Raw genomic sequence first — 18,805 nt, forward strand, 5'->3', positions numbered from 1 at the left:
CCTCCCCGATGGCCGGCCTTTGCTTCCATCCTTCGAGGCTCGCTACGCTCGCACCTCAGGATGACGTGGTAATTTTGGGTTCGGCTCGATCAGGTCCCTGAACGTTCCGCAGGCAAATGCTCCGAATTTCGGCGCATCTCCGGTACGGGCCTTGCCATTCGTGTGCAGTGCAACGATGATGTGCGCCCCGCAGCGTGGCGCGCCGCGCACGCCCTTCCCGAAGCCGGGCCGTCAACCGGACGGCGGAGCAGAATGATCGGTCTCGTACTCGTAACTCACGGCCGCCTCGCCAGCGAATTCCACGCCGCGCTGGAACATGTGATGGGGCCGCAGTCCCAGATCGAAAGCGTCACCATCGGCCCGGACGACGATATCGAGCAGCGGCGCAAGGATATCCTCACCGCGGTCGAGGCCGTGAACACCGGCAATGGCGTCGTCATCCTTACCGACATGTTCGGCGGCACGCCGTCCAATCTCGCCATTTCGGTGATGAACGCGCCTGATATCGAAGTGCTGGCCGGCATCAATCTGCCGATGCTGGTGAAGCTCGCCACCGTCCGCGCCGATGTGCCCCTGAGCGATGCGGTCGCGCAGGCGCAGGAGGCGGGGCGCAAATACATCAACATCGCCAGCCGCGTGCTCGCCGGGAAATGACCGAGGACCAGGCCGATACCTCCGCCGCGCTGAAGCGCGAGCTCTCGATCTGCAACAAGCGCGGCCTGCATGCCCGCGCCTCGGCAAAGTTCGTGCAGACGGTGGAGCGCTTCGATGCCGATGTCCGCGTGACCCGGCTCGGCGAGACCGTCGGCGGCACCTCCATCATGGGGCTGATGATGCTGGCCGCGGCGCCGGGCACCACCATCCTGGTCGAGGCCACCGGCGCCGAGGCGCAGGCGGTAATCGACGCGCTCGACGCCCTCGTGTCGGACCGCTTCGGCGAGGGCGAATAGCGTCCGCCTCTCCTGTCACATAAAGACATCTTTATATCGTTATTGTCTTCCTGGCGGCGGGCTGCTATCACCCGCCGGACGCTCACTTGTGCCAGGGGAAGACCGACATGCCCGTCGCCAGCGAATACATCGTCAAGGATCTCGCCCTCGCCGATTTCGGCCGCAAGGAGATCGATCTCGCCGAAACGGAAATGCCGGGCCTGATGGCGATCCGCGCCGAATATGGCCCGTCGCAGCCGCTCAAGGGCGCGCGCGTCGCCGGCTCGCTGCACATGACGATCCAGACCGCGGTGCTGATCGAGACGCTGAAGGCGCTGGGCGCCGATGTACGCTGGGTGTCCTGCAACATCTTCTCGACGCAGGACCACGCCGCTGCCGCCATCGCCGCCGGCGGGACGCCGGTGTTCGCCTTCAAGGGCGAGACGCTCAAGGAATATTGGGACTACACCGCCCGCCTGTTCGACTGGCACGGCGGCGGCGTTCCTAACATGATCCTCGACGATGGCGGCGACGCCACCATGCTGGTGCATCACGGTCTTACCGCCGAGCAGGGCGACACCGCCTTCCTCGACGCGCCCGGCTCCGAAGAAGAGGAAATCTTCTTCGCCCTGATCAAGCGCCTGCTGGCCGAGAAGCCGAAGGGCTGGTTCGCCGAAGTCGCCGCCTCGATCAAGGGCGTATCGGAAGAGACCACCACGGGCGTGCACCGGCTCTACAAGCTGGCCGAGCAGGGCAAGCTGCTGTTCCCGGCGATCAATGTGAACGACAGCGTCACCAAGTCGAAGTTCGACAATCTCTATGGCTGCCGCGAGTCCCTCGTCGACGCCATCCGCCGCGGTACCGACGTGATGCTGGCCGGCAAGGTTGCCTTCGTCGCCGGCTTCGGTGATGTCGGCAAGGGCTCGGCTGCCTCGCTGCGCCAGGCCGGCGCCCGCGTCATCGTCGCCGAAGTCGATCCGATCTGTGCGCTGCAGGCCTCGATGGAGGGCTATGAGGTCGCGACCATCGAGGATGCGCTCGGCCGCGCCGACATCTATGTCACCGCCACCGGCAATCGCGACATCATCACGGTCGACCACATGCGCGGCATGAAGGACCGGGCGATCGTCTGCAACATCGGCCACTTCGACAATGAGATCCAGGTCGCCGGCCTGAAGAACTTCAAGTGGAACAACATCAAGCCACAGGTCGACGAGATCGAGTTCCCGTCGGGCAACCGCATCATCCTGTTGTCCGAAGGCCGCTTGGTGAACCTCGGCAACGCGATGGGCCACCCGTCCTTCGTGATGTCGTCCTCCTTCTCCAACCAGACGCTGGCGCAGATCGAGCTCTATGCCGATGCCGGCAAGTACGACAGGCAGGTCTATACGCTGCCGAAGGTGCTCGACGAGAAGGTAGCCGCGCTGCACCTCGACAAGCTCGGCGTGAAGCTGACCAAGCTGAAGCCGGAGCAGGCCGCCTATATCGGCGTGACCGTCGACGGCCCGTTCAAGCCGGACCACTACCGGTATTGAGGCCTTGTTGCAGCATCCTTCGAGGCCCGGCTTTGCCGGGCACCTCAGGATGAGGTTGTTCTCTCAACGCGACCTCATCCCGAGGTGCCGCGTAGCGGCCTCGAAGGATGCTCACGCAGGACGCCGGTCTCCTCACAGTTCCTTCTGCACCAGCACCAGATCGAGCCGGCGGCCGAACTTGGTGCCGATGCCGGGCATGCGGCCGGTCTCGACGAAGCCGAGCTTCGCGTGCAGCGCCAGTGATGCCTCGTTCCCCGCGGTGATGCCGCCGATCATCACCTGCTTGCCCAGCGCCCGCGCCGGCTCGAACAGCGCCTCCAGCAGAGCGCGGCCGAGTCCCTGCCCGCGCGCGGCATCCGCCACATAGACCGAATGCTCGACGCTGATGCGGAAGCCCTCGAACGGGCGGAAATCGCCGAAGCTCGCATAGCCGAGCACGGCCTCATCCTCATCGACCGCCACGATCACCGGATAGGATTTCGCCCGCCGGTCCGCCAGCCAGGCGCGGCGATTGGCGAGATCCGCCGTATTGTCGTTCCAGATCGCCGTCGAATTGAGCACGGCGTCATTATAGATGGCGAGAATGCTGGGAAGGTCGGCCTCGGTGGCGGCTCGCAGTCGGGTCATCGGGCTCTCGCTCTGAAGAGGCGGCTCTGGAATGCCGCCGCATAGCCCATTGCGGGACTGCGGAAAAGCGGTGACAGGGGACCGGAAAAGCGCGCCACAGGTACGTCATGGCCTTGACGTTATTCTGCCATGCTCGGCACTTTCTCTGTGGAAAGGTTGCGATTCACGCGCAACGGCGGTATGGGGCGGGCCATGGAGACGTGGTCGTCTTACATAGACGGCCTTGGACGAGAAGGTTGCGCGGCCGATCCGGCAGCGCTGCTGAGGTCCGGGCTTGAACTGGAATTGATTCGGCAGCCGGCGGATATGGGCCGGCCTTTCGCCGTTGCCGTACACCGCCGCGGTGTCCTGATCGGCTATCTTCCCAAGCCCGACGCCCGCCCGATTGCCAAGCTTCTTGACCGTGGCGGCCGCGCTCGCGCCTTCGTGCTGGCGCTCAAGCATGAACGCTCCCTCACCGGTTCGCGGCTGAAATCCATCACCATCGAGATCGAGGCGGCCAATCCCGAGGACGCGCCATGGTCGGACGCCGACCGTGCGGAGATCGCGGCGCTCGGCATCGAGGCACCGCTGACGCAGCGCCGCCGCAACCTCGCCGTGCCCGGCCGCATCGCCGGTGCGCTCTGCGCCGGCGTGGTGGCGATGGCGGCGTGGGCCAACATCCCCGAACTGACGCCCGAGCTGGAAAGCGCTGAGAACGCCGCCATGCTGGCGCTGGCCGAGCCGTCGGACGCGGCCGAGTCGGCATCGAAGACGCAGGAGCGCCCGGCTTCCGCGCCGACCAGCATTGCGACCTCCCCGGCGTCGTCGGCGGCGGGTCCGCTGCCTTTGATGGCCAATGCCGCCGTGGCCCTGCCATCAAGTTTCACCGCTTTCGACACGCAGGCCGCCTCGCCGCACATCATGGTCGCGGTGCGCAATACCGATACGCCGGCAGGGAGTAGCCCGGCGCCGGTGGCGGCTGCGGTTCCGCTGCCGGTCCCCGGCCCGGCTTCCGCTGCCGTGCCGCTGCCCTTGCCGCGCCCCGAGGTGCGGGTGAGCCGCAGGCGGCGCTGAAACCGCTTCCTCGCAAACTAGCGCGCTTGTGGTTGGCGCCCGCCGGCAGGCGCCCCATATGATGGCCGATAGCGGGCAACCGCGAGAGCCCTATCTGCTCGGATGGAAAATCCAAACGACAAGATAGTGCACGAGGGACAATACGTTTGAGCATGTTGTCGTCGCAAAGCTCTTCCAACCTTTGCGGAACACGCTCTCAGGAAAGCAGGACATGAACCCGAACGATTTCAGCCAAATGCGCTTCACCGTGCGCCGCGTGAGCTGGTGGCAGATCGCGCTGGTGATCGCCGGGGCGCTCGCGATCGGCACCGCGCTGGCGCTGGTGGCGGCAAGCGTGTTCCTGGTCGTCGCCCCCGTGGTGCTGCTGAGCGGCCTCGCCTACAAGCTGTTCGGCGGCCGCAAGCCGGTGCGCAGCCGGCCCGGCGTCACCGTGATCGATGCCGAATACCGCGTGCTGTCGCCGGACGAGATCCGCCACGACGGCGGAACAGGCCGGCGAGTACGCTGATCAGTTCGCGCTGATCACTTCTCGACGAACGCCTTCTCGATCACGAAGTCGCCCGGCTCGGTGGTGCTGCCCTCCTCGAAGCCGAGGTCCTTCATGATCATGCGCATGTCGTCGAGCAGTTGCGGGCTGCCGCACAGCATCACCCGATCGTCTTCCTTGTTCAGCGGCGGCAGGCCGATATCGGCGAACAGCTTGCCCGAGGTGATGAGGTCGGTGATGCGACCCTGGTTGCGGTACGGCTCGCGCGTCACCGTCGGGTAATAGATCAGCTTCTCCTGCACCAGCTCGCCGAAATATTCGTTCTCCGGCAGTTCCCTGGTGATCAGATCCTCATAGGCGAGTTCGGCCACGGTGCGCACGCCATGCACCAGGATGACCTTCTCATAGTTCTCGTAGGTCTCGGGATCCTTGATGAGGCTCAGATAGGGGGCGAGGCCGGTACCGGTGGCAAGCAGATAGAGCCGGCGCCCGGGCACCAGATAATCCACCAGCAGCGTACCGGTGGGCTTGCGGCCGACCAGCACCTCGTCGCCGACCTTCAGATGCTGCAGCTTCGAGGTGAGCGGGCCATCCGGCACCTTGATGGAGAAGAACTCCAGCGTTTCCTCGTAATTGGCGCTGGCGACGCTGTAGGCGCGCAAGAGCGGCCGCCCGGCGACTTCCAGCCCCAGCATCACGAACTGCCCGTTCTTGAAGCGCAGCGAGGGATCGCGGGTCGTGGTGAAGGTGAACAGGTTGTCGGTCCAGTGATGGACGCTCAGGACCTTCTCGTGGTTGAGATTGCTCATCTACAATCCGTCTTTGTAAAACTTCCATACAAACTGGAAGCCTATGTAATTCCTCGCGACGGGTTTACTGCGCAAACGGCGCGAAGTCGAGCCTTGATCAGCCATGCTTTTTCATCGGGTGTGACGTTCGGGCGACGTTCAGGCGAGACGGCGGATAGGAGGCCGTCCGCGAACCCAGCAAGGCATGCGCCATGATACGCCTTCTCGCCGTCCCGGTCCTGTTTCTCGCCACCCTCGTGCCAGCTGGAGCCGCCGACCATGAGAGCGCCTATACGACGCACGACTGGGAGAAATGCCCGGCCGATGAGTCGCCGGAACCCGACATCGTGACGGTCCACAAATGCCCCGGCCTCGGTGGCTTCGACGTCGTCTGGACCGGCGAGGAAGACGGCTCCTGGGTTGGCTTTGGTACCGCCCCGCTTAAGGAGGAGTATGGCTTTGCCAGCTTCTTCGAGGCAGGCGAGCGGGTCGAATGGCGCGGCCCGAATGCCGGCGCGCCGGTTGCCGCGATCCTGCGCTACCGGGTCGGCTCGCGGATCGGCAAGCTGAGCCGCACGCTGCTCGTCGTCTACCGGCTGGAGCCGGGCGGCAAATCCTGCATCATGGGCGAAGTCGCCGGCGGGGCGGACGCCAATGCCAAGGCGCGGCGCCTCGTCGACCAGCGCGCCGCCGGCTTCGCCTGCGGCACCAGCAAGCGTCTTTCGCAATGAACGGGCAGGCCGGCATGTACAGCCACATCATCCTCGGCGCCCGCGACCTCGAACTGCTGGGCCGGTTCTATGACGCGGTGCTTGCCCCGCTCGGCCTCGTCCGCATGGGGCAAGAGGATGATGGCGGCCCGCCCGGCATCGGCTGGGTCATCCCGGGCCGGCACTGGCCGCAATTCTTCGTCCAGTTGCCCTTCAACGGCCTGCCCGCGACCTGGGGCAACGGCACGCAAGTGAGTTTCATGGCGCCCTCGCCGGCCGCGGTCGATGCGGCATGGCAGGCGGCGCTCGCCCGTGGCGGCGTCGATGAAGGCGCGCCGGGCATCCGCGCGCATTACGCCCCGGACTATTACGGCGCCTATTGCCGCGATCCCGAAGGCAACAAGCTCTGCTTCGTGCATGCGGGCGGGATGTAGCCGGCGCCCCGCTTGAACATCCTTCGAGGCCCGGCTTTGCCGGGCACCTCAGAGCTTGATCCAAAATTCGACTTATCCGTTGAACGAGCTACCTTTCCACCCTCATCCCCGGGCTTGACCCGGGGATCCAGACTTCGACCGGGTGCATGCGGATGGGCTGGATCCCCGGATCAAGTCCGGGGATGAGGGCCAATTGGAATTTTCGGTCGGGCTCTCAGGATGACGTCGTACTAAAATGGAACCTCATCCTGAGGTGCTCGCGCAGCGGGCCTCGAAGGATGCTGAAACCGAGCTCCCTTAAGACACCGCCCGGCGCTTCGCAGGACCCGGGCGGGCGCTGGCGACGGCGCGCTTGGCCTCGTACATTTCGAGGTCGGCGCGCTTCACCACGGCTTCCAGCCGCTCGCCGGCCTCGCTGGTGGCAAGCCCCATGGAAAGCTTCAGCTTCGTGGTTGAATAGAACTGGTTGTTGAGCTCCACCAGCTTCTCGATGTTCTCCATCACCGTTAGGCCGGCGGCGGCCTCGGTGCCCGGCAGCACCACGGCAAACTCGTCGCCGCCGATGCGGGCGGCGCAATTCGGCTTGTCCACCGCCTTGGCCAGCACCTCGCCGGCGCGGCGCAGCAGCGTGTCGCCGGCGGCATGGCCGAGCTGGTCATTGACCGCTTTCAGGTCATCGAGGTCGATCATGATGATGGTGACCGGGAACGGGCCCTTGCGCTCCAGCCGATTCAATTCGTCGATATAGAAGGAGCGGTTATAGAGCTTGGTCAGTACGTCGTGCTTGCCGAGATATTCGAGATAGGCTTCCGCCTTCTTGCGCGCGGTGATGTCGGTGAGCGCCACCTGCACCAGCGACCAGTCGTGCTCGTGGCCGGGCAGCACCGAGAACTGCAGATGGACATGCAGTTCCTCGCCATCGAGCCGATAATTCATCACCTCGCGCTGATGGAACAGCTTGCCGCTCCACAGATCGATGAGCTGCTCACGGAAGTGCCGCAGCATGTCGTCGCGGAACACCGAGCCGAGATTGTTCAGGAGCGTCGGCTTGTCCGGGGCGCCGAACATCTCCAGCGTATGGCGATTGACGTCGATGACGCGGATTTCGCTGATGCAGCGCTGCACGAATTCGGGGTGCACGTCAGTGAACACCCGGAAATCGGAAATGCCGCGGAAGCGCACATCGTCGACCAGTTGCTTGACGCTGGAGAAATCCTCGACCCAGAGCGAAATCGGAGAGTGCTCGAACAGACCGCGGGCATAGGTCTCGGCCTGCGCGATCTGGCGGCGCGCGGTCTCGCGCTCGGTGACATCCTCGGTGGAGAGCAATATGCGCTCCCAGCTCTCCTCATAGCCGGGCAGGATGGTGCCCTTGAGCTGGACGTCGAGCCGGTGGTCGTCGAGCGTGTAGTTCACCGCGTGGCTGCGGAACTCGGTGCGCCCGTCCCAGAGTTGGGACAGCTCCTCGATATGGGTCTTCAGCATGTCGTCGCGGAACACGCGGCCAATATTGGCGATGAGGTGATCGAGGTCGCGGGCGGCGAACAGCTCCAGCGTGCGGCGGTTCACCTTGACGATGCGGATGCGCTCGGAGCATTGCCGCACCAGAGCCGGCCGGCCGCGCAGATGATCGCGCAGCGAGGTGACGCCCTGCGCGCGCCATTCCTCGAACTGCGCGCGTACGCCGCTGAAATCCTCGACCCAGAGCGCGACGGGCGCGAGCTCGAACATCTCGGCGTCGTCGCGCGTGGCCAGCGCGCCCGCCATCTCGTCGGCAAGGCCCGGGCCTTCCACATGCAGCATGTCGTCACGCGAGTCGGTCATGGAAATAGAAGTCCGCGGCAAGTCTACGCCTGAAGCGATTTAGGAATGCTTGCCGCAAGCGGTAAATTCCCGCCGAACAACCACCGGATTGCGACTGTCGCCGACGCCGGTATCCTCTGGGAGAGGCCACGGGTGCGTCGCGTGCAGTATCCGCTTATAGAGATAATTCCGTTCGCATGCATCATTTCGAAATTACAGGTAACGCGTGGTGAACATCCATGAGCGACATCGTCTGCATCTCCCCCATTGACGGGCAGGAACTCGCCCGCCGCCCGGCTGCATCGGATGCCGCCATCGCCGCCGCGCTGGCCGCGGCACGGACCGCCCAGCGGGAATGGGCGCGCCTGCCCATTGCCGAGCGCTCGGCCCATGTGCTCGCCTTCCTCGACGCCATGCTGGCGATGAACCAGGAGATCGTGCCGGAACTCGCCCAGCAGATGGGCCGGCCGGTGCGCTATGGCGGCGAGTTCCGCGGCTTCGAGGAGCGGGTGCGCTATGTCGTCGACATGGCCGAGGACGCCCTTGCCCCGGTGGTGCCGCACGATGCGCGCGAAGGCTTCCGGCGCTATGTGAGCCGCGATCCCGTCGGCATCGTCTTCGTGGTGGCGCCGTGGAACTACCCCTACCTCACCGCGGTGAACACCATCGCCCCGGCGCTGATCGCGGGCAATGCGGTAATTCTCAAGCACGCGGCGCAGACCATCCTCGTCGGCGAGCGCTTCCAGATGGCGATGGATCGTGCCGGCATCCCGAAGGGGCTGTTCACCAATCTGGTGCTGACGCACGAGCAGACCTCACGCCTGCTCGGCTCTGGCGCGGTCGACCATGTGAACTTCACCGGTTCGGTGGAAGGCGGACGCGCCATCGAGCGCGCGGCCGCCGGCACCTTCACCGGCCTTGGGCTGGAGCTGGGCGGCAAGGACCCGGCCTATGTACGTGCCGACGCCGACCTCGATTTCACGGTCGAGAACCTGGTCGACGGCGCCTTCTACAATTCCGGCCAGTGCTGCTGTGGCATCGAGCGCATCTATGTGCATGAAAGCCTCTATGACCGCTTCCTCGAGGGCTATGTGGCGCTGACGCGCAACTATGTGCTCGGCAATCCGCTCGACGAGGCGACGACGCTCGGCCCGATGGCGCAGCCGCGCTTTGCCGATCTGGTGCGCCGGCAGACCAATGAGGCGGTGGCGAAGGGCGCGAAAGCCCATATCGAGCATGCCACCTTCCCGGCCAATCGCGAGGGTACGCCCTATCTGGCACCGCAGGTGCTCACCGGCGTCGACCATTCGATGTCGGTGATGCGCGAGGAGAGCTTCGGCCCGGTGGTCGGCATCATGAAGGTGAAGGACGATGCGCAGGCGCTGTCCTTGATGAATGACAGCATCTATGGGCTCACCGCCTCGATCTGGACCGCCGACCTCGACGCCGCCGAGCGCATCGGCCGCGAGGTGGAGACCGGCACGATGTTCATGAACCGCTGCGACTATCTCGATCCAGGACTTGCGTGGACCGGGGTCAAGGACACCGGTCGCGGCGCCTCGCTGTCGCGCATCGGCTTCGAGATGCTGACGCGGCCGAAATCCTTCCATCTACGGCACAAGCTGCCGGGGTGAAGGAGTTACGGATGAGCCATAGCGTCCCTTCCGTCTGCGGTTTCTGGCGCGAGGCCGGGCCGGATCGCTGGTTTGCCAAGGACGAGGCGTTCGATGCCGCCTTCCGGTCACGCTTCCGGGACGCGCACTTCGCCGCCGCGCAACGCGAGCTCGATTCCTGGATCGACGGCGCCGAGGGTGCGCTGGCGCTGATGATCCTGCTCGACCAGTTCCCCCGCAACGCCTTCCGCGGCAGCGCGCACATGTTTGCCACCGACCCGCTGGCGCGGCACTTCGCCGATCGCGCGATTGACCGCGGCCTCGACCAGCAGCTCGAACCTGAGGTGCGGGCGTTCCTCTATCTGCCGTTCAGCCATTCCGAGGCGCCCGCGGACCAGGAGCGCGCCGTCGCGCTCTACACGGCGCTCGGCAGCGACGATCTCGAATGGGCGATCGTGCATCGCGACGTCATCGCCCGCTTCGGCCGTTTTCCGCACCGCAATGCACTGCTCGGACGCGAGACCAGGGCGGAGGAGCAGGCCTTCCTCGACGGCGGCGGCTTTTCGGGCTAATTCCCCCTCGGGAAGAGGGGCATACCATGACGATGCATGACTTTACGGCGAAGCACTGGATCACCGTGGCGGTGATCCTGGTAGTGGCAGTCGGCGCCTTCCTGTTCAGCTGGACCTGATCGCGACGCCTCCCCAGCGACGTTATCCTGAGGCGCGCGCAGCGGCCTAGACGGATGCCCGTTCCCGATGGCCGCCTTCTTCTGCCTTCGAGGCTCGCTGTGCTCGCACCTCCCGCAGTTGGCCAAGGGCCAACTGCTAGGTACGACGTGGTTCGTCTGTGCTCCATCTGAGATGAACCTTAGGTCAGTCTTCTGGTTGTCGTCACATTCGCCACCTATTTAGCCGTTGCCGGCATCCCCGCCGCGCATCCGGAGTGTGCCGCCTCGTGTCGTCCGAAAGCCCATACAGTGCCGCGCCCGAGGCGGGCGCCACCGAGCCGGCCGCCACGCGGCTGTCGGACATGCTGAGCGCCATCGCCAACGACACCAGCCGCGAGCGCATCGCCATTGGCGACCTGGTCAATGTGATGGAGGAGCGCGCCTTCGGCCCGCTGATGTTCATCTTCTCGCTGCCGAACGTGCTGCCGACGCCGCCCGGCACCTCCACGGTCCTCGGCGCGCCACTGATCTTCCTCACGCTCCAGCTTGCGCTCGGTCGCGATCCATGGCTGCCGCGCTTCATCGCCGACCGCTCGATCGGGCGGCGCGAATTCGCCGGCTTCATCGAGAAGGCCGCGCCCTGGCTCGCCAAGGCGGAGAAGCTGCTGCGCCCAAGGCTCGGCTTTCTCGCCCACCCGCCGGGCGAGAATATCGTCGGCATCATGTGCTTCATACTGGCGGTGGTGCTGGTGCTGCCGATCCCGCTCGGCAACATGCTGCCCGCGCTTGCGGTATGCGTGCTCGCGCTCGGCATACTGGAGCGCGACGGCGTGTGGGTGATCGCCGGCATGACGATCGCGCTGGGGTCACTCGGCGTGGTGTGGGGCGTGGTCTGGGCGCTGGTGCGCTCGGCGCTCTACGTCATCACCAGCTTCTTCGGCTGAACGGGGCGCCTCAGCCGGTCGCCTGCGCCGAGGCCAGCGCGCGGGCGAGCATGTTCAGGCACTCTGTGGCCTGCTCGCGGCCGGCATCGTCGGCGGCAAGGCGGCGGGCAATGTCGCGCAGGTCGCGAATGGCGACATCGACGGCGGTATAAAGATCGATCTCGGGCTCGGCTTCATAGGCGGGAACGCGGACAGGAAACGGAATCACATTACTCATGAACCAACCCGGATGATCGAAGGCCGTGCGCGAATCGCGGCGTGAGGTTCGGTCACGATGGCGGGAAATGGTTAATGGTGAGTACGATTTAGCTGCGCCCGCCACGGTGTTATCGTGTGCCTTCGATGGGGGGACGTTTTCATGGCGAGCGAGATCGAGAGTGTGCGGGCATTGCTCGCCGGCAAGCCGCGGCCGGTCGGCTGGGCCGAGCGCCGGCAGCGCATGGACGAGATCTGCGCGATCGATCCGCCGGTTGGCGACATTACCTTCTCGGCCGAGGAGATCGGCGGGATTCCGGCCGAATGGTCGCTGACGCCCGGTGCTGATCCGGGCAAGGTGCTGCTCTATCTGCATGGCGGCGGCTATTGCTCCGGTTCGATCCGCAGCCATCGCGGTATGGTCGCCGAGATCGGCCGCACTGCAGGCGTGCGCACCTTGGCGCTGGGCTACCGCCTCGCGCCGGAGCACCCCTTCCCCGCCGCGCTCGATGACGCTTTGGCCGCCTTCCGCTTCCTGCGGGCAAGCGGCATCCCCGCGGCGCGGATCGTCATTGGCGGCGACAGTGCCGGCGGCGGGCTCAGCCTCGCCACCACGCTCAGCCTGCGTGCCGCGGGCGAGGATCTGCCCGGCCTGCTCTGGCTGCTCTCCCCTTGGGTGGATCTGGAGATGACCGGCGCCAGCATGGCCTCGAAGGACACCGTCGATCCGCTGATCCATCACGACTATCTGGTGGGGCTGGCCGAAGCTTATGCCGCTGATGCCGACCGCCGCGACCCGCTGGTCTCGCCGCTTCACGCCGATCTCGCCGGCCTGCCGCCGACGCTGGTGCAGGTCGGCGCCTGCGAGACGCTGCTCGACGACGCGGTACGCATCGCCGGCGAGCTCGGCGCCGCCAATGTGCCGGCGACGCTGGAGATCTGGCCGGACATGATCCACGCCTGGCCGCTCTGGTGGCAGCGATTGGCGGCGGGGCGGCAGGCAATCGCCAGCGCCGGCCGGTTCATTCGGGAGAGATTGGCGGGCTGAAAATCCACGTCATCCCGGAACGGCCGGAGGCCGTATCCGGGATCGCGAGAAGGACTTTCACGCGATCCCGGCCCTCCGGCCGGGATGACGATGAACGCATACAATCTGCCTTTTTATGCCATACAATAAATCGGATTGTCTTTACAGCATCCGGGCTCCGTCCCACGTTCCGTGCACGAACGAAAGGGACCCGTCATGTCCAACACCGTCACATCGGAAACCCGCTGGCCGAAGCTGTCTCCCATGGAGACCGGCATTCGCGGCCGCTGTCCGCGCTGTGGCCAGGGCCGGCTGTTCAAGGGCTTCCTCACCCTCGCGCCGCGCTGCGAATCCTGCGGGCTCGATTATTCCTTCGCCGACCCGGCGGACGGACCGGCCTTCTTCGTCATCTGCTTCGGCTGCATACCCGCGGTGATGTTCGGGCTGTGGATCGAGGTGGCATTCCAGGCGCCCTATTGGGTGCATCTGGTGACCACGCTGCCCTTCCTGCTGCTCACCTGCGTGCCGCCGCTGCGGCCGCTGAAGGGCTGGCTGGTGGCGAGCCAATACTACTACAAGGCCGAGGAGGGCCAGCGCGTGCTGGCGACCGCCCCGGCCGCGAAGCCCGTTCACACCACCCGATAGCCGCCCGGCCGCTCCTCGCGGATGATGGCGGCAAGCGTGGCCAATGCGTCGCGCAGCCTGGTGCGATCGGGCACCGCACCGAGCGAGATGCGCACCGCATCCGGCGCTGGGGCTTCCACCGCGAAGGCATCAGACGGGGTGACCCCGAGCCCGTGGCGCCGCGCCGCCTCGATCAGGCGATGACGGTTCCAGTGCTGTGGCAAGGCCTGCCAGACATGCAGGCCATTCCGGTGGCCGGCGGCGCTCGGCAATAGTTCGGTGGCGAGGCGCTGCCTCAGCGCCGCCTCGGAGCGTACCGCTTCCAGTATCCGCGCCGCTGTGCCCTCGCGAATCCAGCGCGTCAGCAGCGCCGTCATCAGCGGCGCCGGCATCAGGTCGAGCGCCCGGAGCGCGCCGACCAGAGCTTCTCCGCCCTCACCCGCCGGCAACACCACATAGGCTTGCCGCAGCCCCGGCGTCAGCGTCTTGGAGACGGTGGCGATATAGGTGGTCTGCTGCGGCAGCAGCGTCGCGAAGGCCGGCGGCGCGTTACCCGCCAGCAGGCTGTAGGGATCGTCCTCCAGGATCGGCAGCCGCATGCGCGCAGCGATGCGCACGATCTCGCGGCGGCGCGGCTCCGGCGTGGTGACGGTGGTGGGGTTCTGCATGGTCGGCAGCAGATAGACGAGGCGCGGAGCATGCAGCCGGCAGGCGGCCTCCAGCGCCTGCGGCAGCGGTCCCTCGCCATCGGTTTCGACGCCGACCACACGCAAACCCAGTTGCGCGGCGGCGCTGATGAGGCCGGGATAGGTCAGCTGCTCGGCGAGTATGGTGTCGCCGGCCCTGGCGCGCAGCGACAACACCGCGGCAAGCGCCGCCTGCGCGCCCGGGGCGACGACGATGCGCCCGACCGGCAGCTTGCCCAGCAACGGCTCCAGCCACAGCGCCCCCGCCGCCCGGTCGACTTCGGTGCCGGGGCCGACATGATAGGTCATCAGCCGGTCGGCATCGGTGCCGCGCAGCAGGCTCGCGACATCGCGCCCGATCAGCTCGGCGAGGCTCATGCCGCGCGGCGCCGGCGGGATGTTCATGCCGAGATCGATGGTCTCGTCCGGATGCGTGCCGCGCGAGGCCACGAACGAACCGCGCCCGGTCACCGCGTCGAGCAGCCTGCGCCGCCGCGCCTCGTCATAGGCGCGGGTGATGGTAGTTAGATCGACACCCAGCGCGCCCGCCAGCATACGCTGCGGCGGCAGCCGGTCGCCGGGACGCAGCGCCCCATCCGCCACCGCCGCCTCCAGCGCGCCGGCGATCTGCAGATAGAGCGGCGCGCCATCATGATCGAGCGCCGGCATCCAGTGCGGGCGGGTGGTGTCGAGCTGCACCAGCGTCTCCATGCAATGCGCAGGAATGTATGCGTGCAGGAGTGGGCGCACAATGGATGGGACGCTCTGCTTCAGCATCCTTCGAGGCTCCGCTATGCGGAGCACCTCGGGATGACGTGGCTTTAACAACCTCCCGTCATGCTGAGGTGCGAGCGGAGCGAGCCTCGAAGCATCGGCAGGCCGCATCCGCCGGAGGATCTTCCTTGACGCCTCGTTCCCAGACCAGACGACATTTCCTCGCCCTCGCCGGCGCGCTTGCCGGCGTGGCGGCGGCTCGCCCGGCGCTTGCTGCGCCGCTTGCCTTGCGCCTGGTAACCGAGTTCGGGGTGAAGCCGGGCGTCGCCGCCGACCAGGGTCGCGCCTTGCAGAAGGCGTTGGACACCGTGGCCATCAGCGGCGAGACGCTCTATCTGCCCGCCGGCATCTATCGCACCAGCGCCTTGAAGGCGGCGAACGGCACCCGCCTTGCCGGCGCTCCAGGCGCGAGCCGGCTGGTCTCGACCGGCGACGCCGTGCTGCTGAGCGGCGGCGACGGCCTCGTGCTCGACGGGCTCGCCTTCGAGGGCGGCGGCCTGTCGGTGGATCGCGGCAGCGGCGTGCGCATCCGCGACTGCGTGGTGACCGGTGCTCCCGGTAATGCCATCGCGCTCACCGGCGTTGCCGGCGAGGTCTCCGGCTGCACCATCGCCAGGGCCGGCAAGGCGGCGCTGTTCGCGCAGGATTCCAGGGGACTGCGCATCGAGGGCAACAACGTCGATGGCGCCGCCGACAACGGCATATTGGTCTGGCGCTCCACGCCGGGTCCGGACGGCACGCTGGTGAGCGGCAACCGGATCTCCGGCATCGGCATGAAGTCCGGCGGATCGGGACAATATGGCAACGGCATCAACATCTTCCGCGCCGGCAATGTGATCGTCGCCAATAACCGCATCAGCGGCTGCGCGTATTCAGCTGTGCGCGGCAATGCCGCCTCGAACCTCCAGGTGCTGGGCAATAACTGCTCGGGGATGGGCGAGGTGGCGATCTTCGTCGAGTTCGGCTTCCAGGGCGCGGTGGTGGCGAGCAATATCGTCGAGGACGCCGCGGTCGGCATCTGCATCACCAATTTCAAGGAAGGCGGCCGCCTGGCCGTGGTGCAGGGCAATCTGGTGCGCAACCTCAGGACCGGCCTGCCGCCGGGCAATGATCCCGGCGGCGCCAGCGGCGTCGGCATCGTCGTCGAGGCCGACAGCGCGGTCAGCGGCAATGTGGTGGAGGGCGCGCCTTCCGCCGGCATCCGGCTCGGCTACGGACCCTATCTGCGCGACGTGAGCATCACCGGCAACGTGGTGCGCAATGCCGGCATCGGCATCGGCGTGTCGCTGGTCGAGGGCGCGGGTTCGGCGGTGATCGCCGACAATCTGATCTCCGGAGCCAGGGACGGCGCCATTGTCGGCCTCGCCTGGGAGAAACCGCTGACCGGTGACCTGCTCGCTCCCGGCGCGCGGATCGATCCGCGGCTGACGCTGAACGGCAACCGTTCCCTGTAGCCGCCATCCCGGCCGAAGAGCCGGGATCGCTCTCGGATTTCCAGCGTTCCCGGATTTCGCCTGACGACGGTTCCGGGATGACGACGCTTCATTTTTTGGAAAAAGTCCCGAGCCCGTCCTCGTCGAGATATTCAATGGCGAGCGTCGCCGGATTGCCGCGGCTGAATTTCGCGGTCGAGATCGAGCCCGGCGGGGCATTCTCGCTCGACGGACGGAACACGAAGGTGTCGCCGTCCCAATGGCTGAGCGGGTAGGTGACGCCGGCCGGGCCGAGCTTGAGGGCCAGCCGCCCATCCTTCAGCGCGACCTCGGCATCGCCAAAATAGGCGTTGGCGTAGGTGCCGGCATAGGCGCTGAGACTAGCGGCGGGCGCGGGATTGGCCGGCGGCGGCGCGCCGACAAGCCGGCCCTCCGGCGCCACCATCGGCGCGAACAGCGGCGCATAGGCGGCGAGCCAGTCGCGCGTCACGTCGCCGTACTGCACAAGGTCGGCAAAGCTCATGGCGAGCGATTCCGCCGCTCCGATCGGCGCGGCATTGGTGAGCACGACGATGCCGAAGCCGAGCGAGGGGATCATCAAGAAATTGGTGCCGGCGCCGAGTGCGAAGCCGCCGGAATGGCTGAGCGTCACCCGACCGGAGGCGCCGACCCCGACGCCGAAGCCATAGCCATAGAGGCTGGGGCGCGCCGCAGCCGTGGTCGAGGGCGTGGCGATCATCTGCCCGGTGATGGCCGGCAACAGCGCGTCCTCCTTGATGATGCGCACGCCGTCGAGCTGGCCGCCGCCCAGCACCATCGCCATCCAGCGGGCCAGGTCGCGCACATTGGAGGAGACGCCGCCGGCGGGCGACTGCGCGTCCGGCTGGCGCTGGTATCTCGCCTCATACTTGCCCCCGACCTTCACATGGCCGACGGCGCGGTCTGGCCGGGCGGTGAAATCGGCGAAGCGCGAGGAGGTCGCGTTCATGCCGAGCGGCTGGTACAGCACCTCGTCGGACAGGCTTGCCCAGTCCTTGCCGTCGGCGGCGGCGACCGCCTCGGCCGCGGCGGTGAGGCCGAAATTGGTATAGGCATAGGTGTCGCGGAAGCTGGCCAGCGGCAACAGGCGCAGCCGCTCCAGCACCTGCTTGCGGTCGTAGCCGAGATCTTCCAGCACGTCGCCGGCATGGTCCGGCAGGCCGGAACGGTGGGCGAACAGATCGGCGATGGTGACGTGCTGCGTCACCCACGGGTCCGCCAGCGCGAACCAGGGCAGGTGCTTCACCACCGGCGTGTCCCAGGTGACCGCGCTGGTGCCGACCTCATGGGCGACCACGGTGGCGGAGAGCGACTTCGACAGCGAGGCGATCTGGAACACGGTGTCGGCGTCGACCTTTGCCGGCTCACCATTCTTGCGCACGCCGAAGCCCTTGGCATAGACGGTGACGCCGTCCTTCACCACGGCGACCGCCATGCCGGGAATGCCGGTCTTGCCCATGATGTCGCCGGCGAGCGCATCAAGCCGGTCAAGCGCCTTCTCGAACTGGCCCGGCGGCACCGGCACCACCGAGAACTCGGGTGGCGACGGCAGATCTTCGGCGTGCGCGGGGGCGGCAGCCAGGAGAAGAAGGGCGGCGAGGACGGCTGGCTTCATGGATCGGCTCCCGTTTTGGGGCCGCCACAATGCGCGAAAGTGTGCGTCGTCGGAAGCGGAAGGTGCCGGCGGGATTAATAGCTTCCCCCAGGCCGTCATTCCGGACGCCGCGCCAGCGGCGAGGCGGGATCGCGCCACGCTCTCTATTGTCACGCGATCCCGGCTCTACGGCTCCGCCTTCGGCCGGGATGACGGCTTAATGGAAACGAACGAGTTTACCCGAACTTCACCAGGTTCAGCGCCGGCAGCGGGCCGCCGGGGAACTGCGCCAGCCGGCCGCCGACGGCGAGGCTGCCGAGGTCGATGCCGGCAAAGCCGAGCTCGTCGATCAGCGCGCCGACCTCGGCTTTCGCGGCATCATCGTCGCTCGAATAGAACAGCACACGCTTGCCGCCTTCGGCGGCGGGATCACCGGCGACCAGGGGGGCCAACAGGTGGTTGAAGGCCTTCACCACCCGCGCGCCGGGGACGAGTTCGGCGAACACTTCGCTCGACACCCGCCCGCCGAGGTCGACAGGCTTGAACAGCGGCGCCTCGATCGGGTTGCTGGCATCGATCACGATGCGGCCGGAAAGATCGAGGCCTTCGAGCGCGGCCGGCAGCTTCGACCAGTTCACCGCGACCAGCACGATGTCCTTGGCCGAAGCCTCTTCACGCGTGCCGGCGGTAATGGTCGGACCGAGCCTTTGGGCGAGTTCCGCGAGGGTTTCCGGGCCGCGGCTATTGGCGATGGTGGCCGCGATGCCGTGCCTGGCCAGCGCCTTGGCGAAGGCCGTGCCGATATTGCCGGCGCCGATGATGCCGATGGTGGTCATG

20 protein-coding genes are annotated in these 18,805 nt (G+C 66.7%); 13 read left to right on the plus strand and 7 right to left on the minus strand.

Annotated elements, in window-relative coordinates; all coding sequences use genetic code 11:
* Nucleotides 1-252 precede the first annotated feature (252 nt).
* The 3 genes from G3545_RS15195 (at nucleotide 253) to ahcY (ending at nucleotide 2,464) form a co-directional block, all read left to right on the plus strand.
* Complete coding sequence (locus tag G3545_RS15195) at nucleotides 253-654, plus strand: PTS sugar transporter subunit IIA (protein WP_170013992.1); 402 nt, start codon at nucleotides 253-255, stop codon at nucleotides 652-654.
* On the plus strand, nucleotides 651-950 hold the full coding sequence (locus tag G3545_RS15200; RefSeq protein WP_170013994.1) for an HPr family phosphocarrier protein: 300 nt from the start codon (nucleotides 651-653) through the stop codon (nucleotides 948-950). Before G3545_RS15195 ends, G3545_RS15200 begins: the two co-directional genes overlap by 4 nt.
* A gap of 107 nt (nucleotides 951-1,057) precedes the next feature.
* A complete protein-coding gene (ahcY, locus tag G3545_RS15205) occupies nucleotides 1,058-2,464 on the plus strand; it encodes an adenosylhomocysteinase (RefSeq protein ID WP_170013996.1) in 1,407 nt (468 codons plus the stop codon).
* A gap of 132 nt (nucleotides 2,465-2,596) precedes the next feature.
* Here ahcY and G3545_RS15210 read toward each other — a convergent pair whose 3' ends face one another.
* Entirely contained in the window at nucleotides 2,597-3,091 is a 495-nt protein-coding gene (locus G3545_RS15210) for a GNAT family N-acetyltransferase (RefSeq protein ID WP_170013998.1), read from the minus strand.
* A gap of 306 nt (nucleotides 3,092-3,397) precedes the next feature.
* On the opposite strand from G3545_RS15210, the gene G3545_RS15215 reads away from it, so the two are divergent.
* Both G3545_RS15215 and G3545_RS15220 read left to right on the plus strand, forming a co-directional pair.
* Nucleotides 3,398-4,147: a hypothetical protein gene (locus tag G3545_RS15215; RefSeq protein WP_170014000.1), complete on the plus strand. Its 750-nt coding sequence runs from the start codon at nucleotides 3,398-3,400 to the stop codon at nucleotides 4,145-4,147.
* 211 nt (nucleotides 4,148-4,358) lie between these two features.
* Nucleotides 4,359-4,655 (plus strand): hypothetical protein, encoded by a 297-nt coding sequence (locus tag G3545_RS15220; RefSeq protein WP_170014002.1) that lies wholly within the window; start codon nucleotides 4,359-4,361, stop codon nucleotides 4,653-4,655.
* A 14-nt stretch (nucleotides 4,656-4,669) separates the two neighbouring features.
* Here the strand turns inward: G3545_RS15220 and G3545_RS15225 are convergent, their stop codons facing one another.
* The gene (locus tag G3545_RS15225; RefSeq protein WP_170014004.1) at nucleotides 4,670-5,443 is read right to left on the minus strand and encodes a ferredoxin--NADP reductase; all 774 of its coding nucleotides are present in this window, start codon (nucleotides 5,441-5,443) and stop codon (nucleotides 4,670-4,672) included.
* 191 nt (nucleotides 5,444-5,634) lie between these two features.
* On the opposite strand from G3545_RS15225, the gene G3545_RS15230 reads away from it, so the two are divergent.
* Nucleotides 5,635-6,153: a hypothetical protein gene (locus G3545_RS15230; protein ID WP_170014006.1), complete on the plus strand. Its 519-nt coding sequence runs from the start codon at nucleotides 5,635-5,637 to the stop codon at nucleotides 6,151-6,153.
* A 14-nt stretch (nucleotides 6,154-6,167) separates the two neighbouring features.
* The gene (locus G3545_RS15235) at nucleotides 6,168-6,566 is read left to right on the plus strand and encodes a VOC family protein (RefSeq protein WP_170014008.1); all 399 of its coding nucleotides are present in this window, start codon (nucleotides 6,168-6,170) and stop codon (nucleotides 6,564-6,566) included.
* A gap of 297 nt (nucleotides 6,567-6,863) precedes the next feature.
* On the opposite strand, the gene G3545_RS15240 is transcribed toward G3545_RS15235, so the two are convergent.
* On the minus strand, nucleotides 6,864-8,333 hold the full coding sequence (locus G3545_RS15240) for a sensor domain-containing diguanylate cyclase (RefSeq protein ID WP_170018096.1): 1,470 nt from the start codon (nucleotides 8,331-8,333) through the stop codon (nucleotides 6,864-6,866).
* A gap of 275 nt (nucleotides 8,334-8,608) precedes the next feature.
* On the opposite strand from G3545_RS15240, the gene G3545_RS15245 reads away from it, so the two are divergent.
* The 3 genes from G3545_RS15245 (at nucleotide 8,609) to G3545_RS15255 (ending at nucleotide 11,596) form a co-directional block, all read left to right on the plus strand.
* Nucleotides 8,609-10,003: an aldehyde dehydrogenase family protein gene (locus G3545_RS15245; protein ID WP_170014010.1), complete on the plus strand. Its 1,395-nt coding sequence runs from the start codon at nucleotides 8,609-8,611 to the stop codon at nucleotides 10,001-10,003.
* Between the two features lie 11 nt (nucleotides 10,004-10,014).
* Entirely contained in the window at nucleotides 10,015-10,554 is a 540-nt protein-coding gene (locus tag G3545_RS15250; RefSeq protein WP_170014012.1) for a DUF924 family protein, read from the plus strand.
* A gap of 385 nt (nucleotides 10,555-10,939) precedes the next feature.
* Nucleotides 10,940-11,596, plus strand: coding sequence for an exopolysaccharide biosynthesis protein (locus tag G3545_RS15255; protein ID WP_246702421.1), 657 nt, complete (start codon nucleotides 10,940-10,942; stop codon nucleotides 11,594-11,596).
* 10 nt (nucleotides 11,597-11,606) lie between these two features.
* Here G3545_RS15255 and G3545_RS15260 read toward each other — a convergent pair whose 3' ends face one another.
* A complete protein-coding gene (locus G3545_RS15260; RefSeq protein ID WP_170014014.1) occupies nucleotides 11,607-11,813 on the minus strand; it encodes a hypothetical protein in 207 nt (68 codons plus the stop codon).
* A 141-nt stretch (nucleotides 11,814-11,954) separates the two neighbouring features.
* On the opposite strand from G3545_RS15260, the gene G3545_RS15265 reads away from it, so the two are divergent.
* Both G3545_RS15265 and G3545_RS15270 read left to right on the plus strand, forming a co-directional pair.
* On the plus strand, nucleotides 11,955-12,839 hold the full coding sequence (locus tag G3545_RS15265) for an alpha/beta hydrolase (RefSeq protein ID WP_170014016.1): 885 nt from the start codon (nucleotides 11,955-11,957) through the stop codon (nucleotides 12,837-12,839).
* A 195-nt stretch (nucleotides 12,840-13,034) separates the two neighbouring features.
* The gene (locus G3545_RS15270; protein ID WP_170014018.1) at nucleotides 13,035-13,463 is read left to right on the plus strand and encodes a DUF983 domain-containing protein; all 429 of its coding nucleotides are present in this window, start codon (nucleotides 13,035-13,037) and stop codon (nucleotides 13,461-13,463) included.
* On the opposite strand, the gene G3545_RS15275 is transcribed toward G3545_RS15270, so the two are convergent.
* Nucleotides 13,448-14,827, minus strand: coding sequence for a PLP-dependent aminotransferase family protein (locus tag G3545_RS15275; RefSeq protein WP_246702422.1), 1,380 nt, complete (start codon nucleotides 14,825-14,827; stop codon nucleotides 13,448-13,450). The two genes, G3545_RS15270 and G3545_RS15275, sit on opposite strands and share 16 nt — an antisense overlap.
* Before the next feature lie 203 nt (nucleotides 14,828-15,030).
* On the opposite strand from G3545_RS15275, the gene G3545_RS15280 reads away from it, so the two are divergent.
* Complete coding sequence (locus tag G3545_RS15280; protein WP_246702423.1) at nucleotides 15,031-16,356, plus strand: TIGR03808 family TAT-translocated repetitive protein; 1,326 nt, start codon at nucleotides 15,031-15,033, stop codon at nucleotides 16,354-16,356.
* A gap of 88 nt (nucleotides 16,357-16,444) precedes the next feature.
* Here the strand turns inward: G3545_RS15280 and G3545_RS15285 are convergent, their stop codons facing one another.
* The gene (locus G3545_RS15285) at nucleotides 16,445-17,989 is read right to left on the minus strand and encodes a serine hydrolase (protein WP_206151257.1); all 1,545 of its coding nucleotides are present in this window, start codon (nucleotides 17,987-17,989) and stop codon (nucleotides 16,445-16,447) included.
* Between the two features lie 215 nt (nucleotides 17,990-18,204).
* Nucleotides 18,205-18,804 carry an NAD(P)-binding domain-containing protein gene (locus G3545_RS15290; protein ID WP_170014027.1) on the minus strand — a complete coding sequence of 200 codons (600 nt, stop codon included), beginning with the start codon at nucleotides 18,802-18,804 and terminating at the stop codon, nucleotides 18,205-18,207.
* Nucleotide 18,805: the final 1 nt, after the last annotated feature.

It is taken from the genome of Starkeya sp. ORNL1 (assembly GCF_012971745.1).
Lineage (GTDB): Bacteria > Pseudomonadota > Alphaproteobacteria > Rhizobiales > Xanthobacteraceae > Ancylobacter.

Bases quoted from the DNA above. Each gene is read 5' to 3' on its own strand.
- G3545_RS15195 (WP_170013992.1), top strand. From the start codon at position 253: ATGATCGGTCTCGTACTCGTAACTCACGGCCGCCTCGCCAGCGAATTC.
- G3545_RS15200 (WP_170013994.1), top strand. From the start codon at position 651: ATGACCGAGGACCAGGCCGATACCTCCGCCGCGCTGAAGCGCGAGCTC.
- ahcY (WP_170013996.1), top strand. From the start codon at position 1,058: ATGCCCGTCGCCAGCGAATACATCGTCAAGGATCTCGCCCTCGCCGAT.
- G3545_RS15210 (WP_170013998.1), bottom strand. From the start codon at position 3,091: ATGACCCGACTGCGAGCCGCCACCGAGGCCGACCTTCCCAGCATTCTC.
- G3545_RS15215 (WP_170014000.1), top strand. From the start codon at position 3,398: ATGGGCCGGCCTTTCGCCGTTGCCGTACACCGCCGCGGTGTCCTGATC.
- G3545_RS15220 (WP_170014002.1), top strand. From the start codon at position 4,359: ATGAACCCGAACGATTTCAGCCAAATGCGCTTCACCGTGCGCCGCGTG.
- G3545_RS15225 (WP_170014004.1), bottom strand. From the start codon at position 5,443: ATGAGCAATCTCAACCACGAGAAGGTCCTGAGCGTCCATCACTGGACC.
- G3545_RS15230 (WP_170014006.1), top strand. From the start codon at position 5,635: ATGATACGCCTTCTCGCCGTCCCGGTCCTGTTTCTCGCCACCCTCGTG.
- G3545_RS15235 (WP_170014008.1), top strand. From the start codon at position 6,168: ATGTACAGCCACATCATCCTCGGCGCCCGCGACCTCGAACTGCTGGGC.
- G3545_RS15240 (WP_170018096.1), bottom strand. From the start codon at position 8,333: ATGGCGGGCGCGCTGGCCACGCGCGACGACGCCGAGATGTTCGAGCTC.
- G3545_RS15245 (WP_170014010.1), top strand. From the start codon at position 8,609: ATGAGCGACATCGTCTGCATCTCCCCCATTGACGGGCAGGAACTCGCC.
- G3545_RS15250 (WP_170014012.1), top strand. From the start codon at position 10,015: ATGAGCCATAGCGTCCCTTCCGTCTGCGGTTTCTGGCGCGAGGCCGGG.
- G3545_RS15260 (WP_170014014.1), bottom strand. From the start codon at position 11,813: ATGAGTAATGTGATTCCGTTTCCTGTCCGCGTTCCCGCCTATGAAGCC.
- G3545_RS15265 (WP_170014016.1), top strand. From the start codon at position 11,955: ATGGCGAGCGAGATCGAGAGTGTGCGGGCATTGCTCGCCGGCAAGCCG.
- G3545_RS15270 (WP_170014018.1), top strand. From the start codon at position 13,035: ATGTCCAACACCGTCACATCGGAAACCCGCTGGCCGAAGCTGTCTCCC.
- G3545_RS15285 (WP_206151257.1), bottom strand. From the start codon at position 17,989: ATGAAGCCAGCCGTCCTCGCCGCCCTTCTTCTCCTGGCTGCCGCCCCC.
- G3545_RS15290 (WP_170014027.1), bottom strand. From the start codon at position 18,804: ATGACCACCATCGGCATCATCGGCGCCGGCAATATCGGCACGGCCTTC.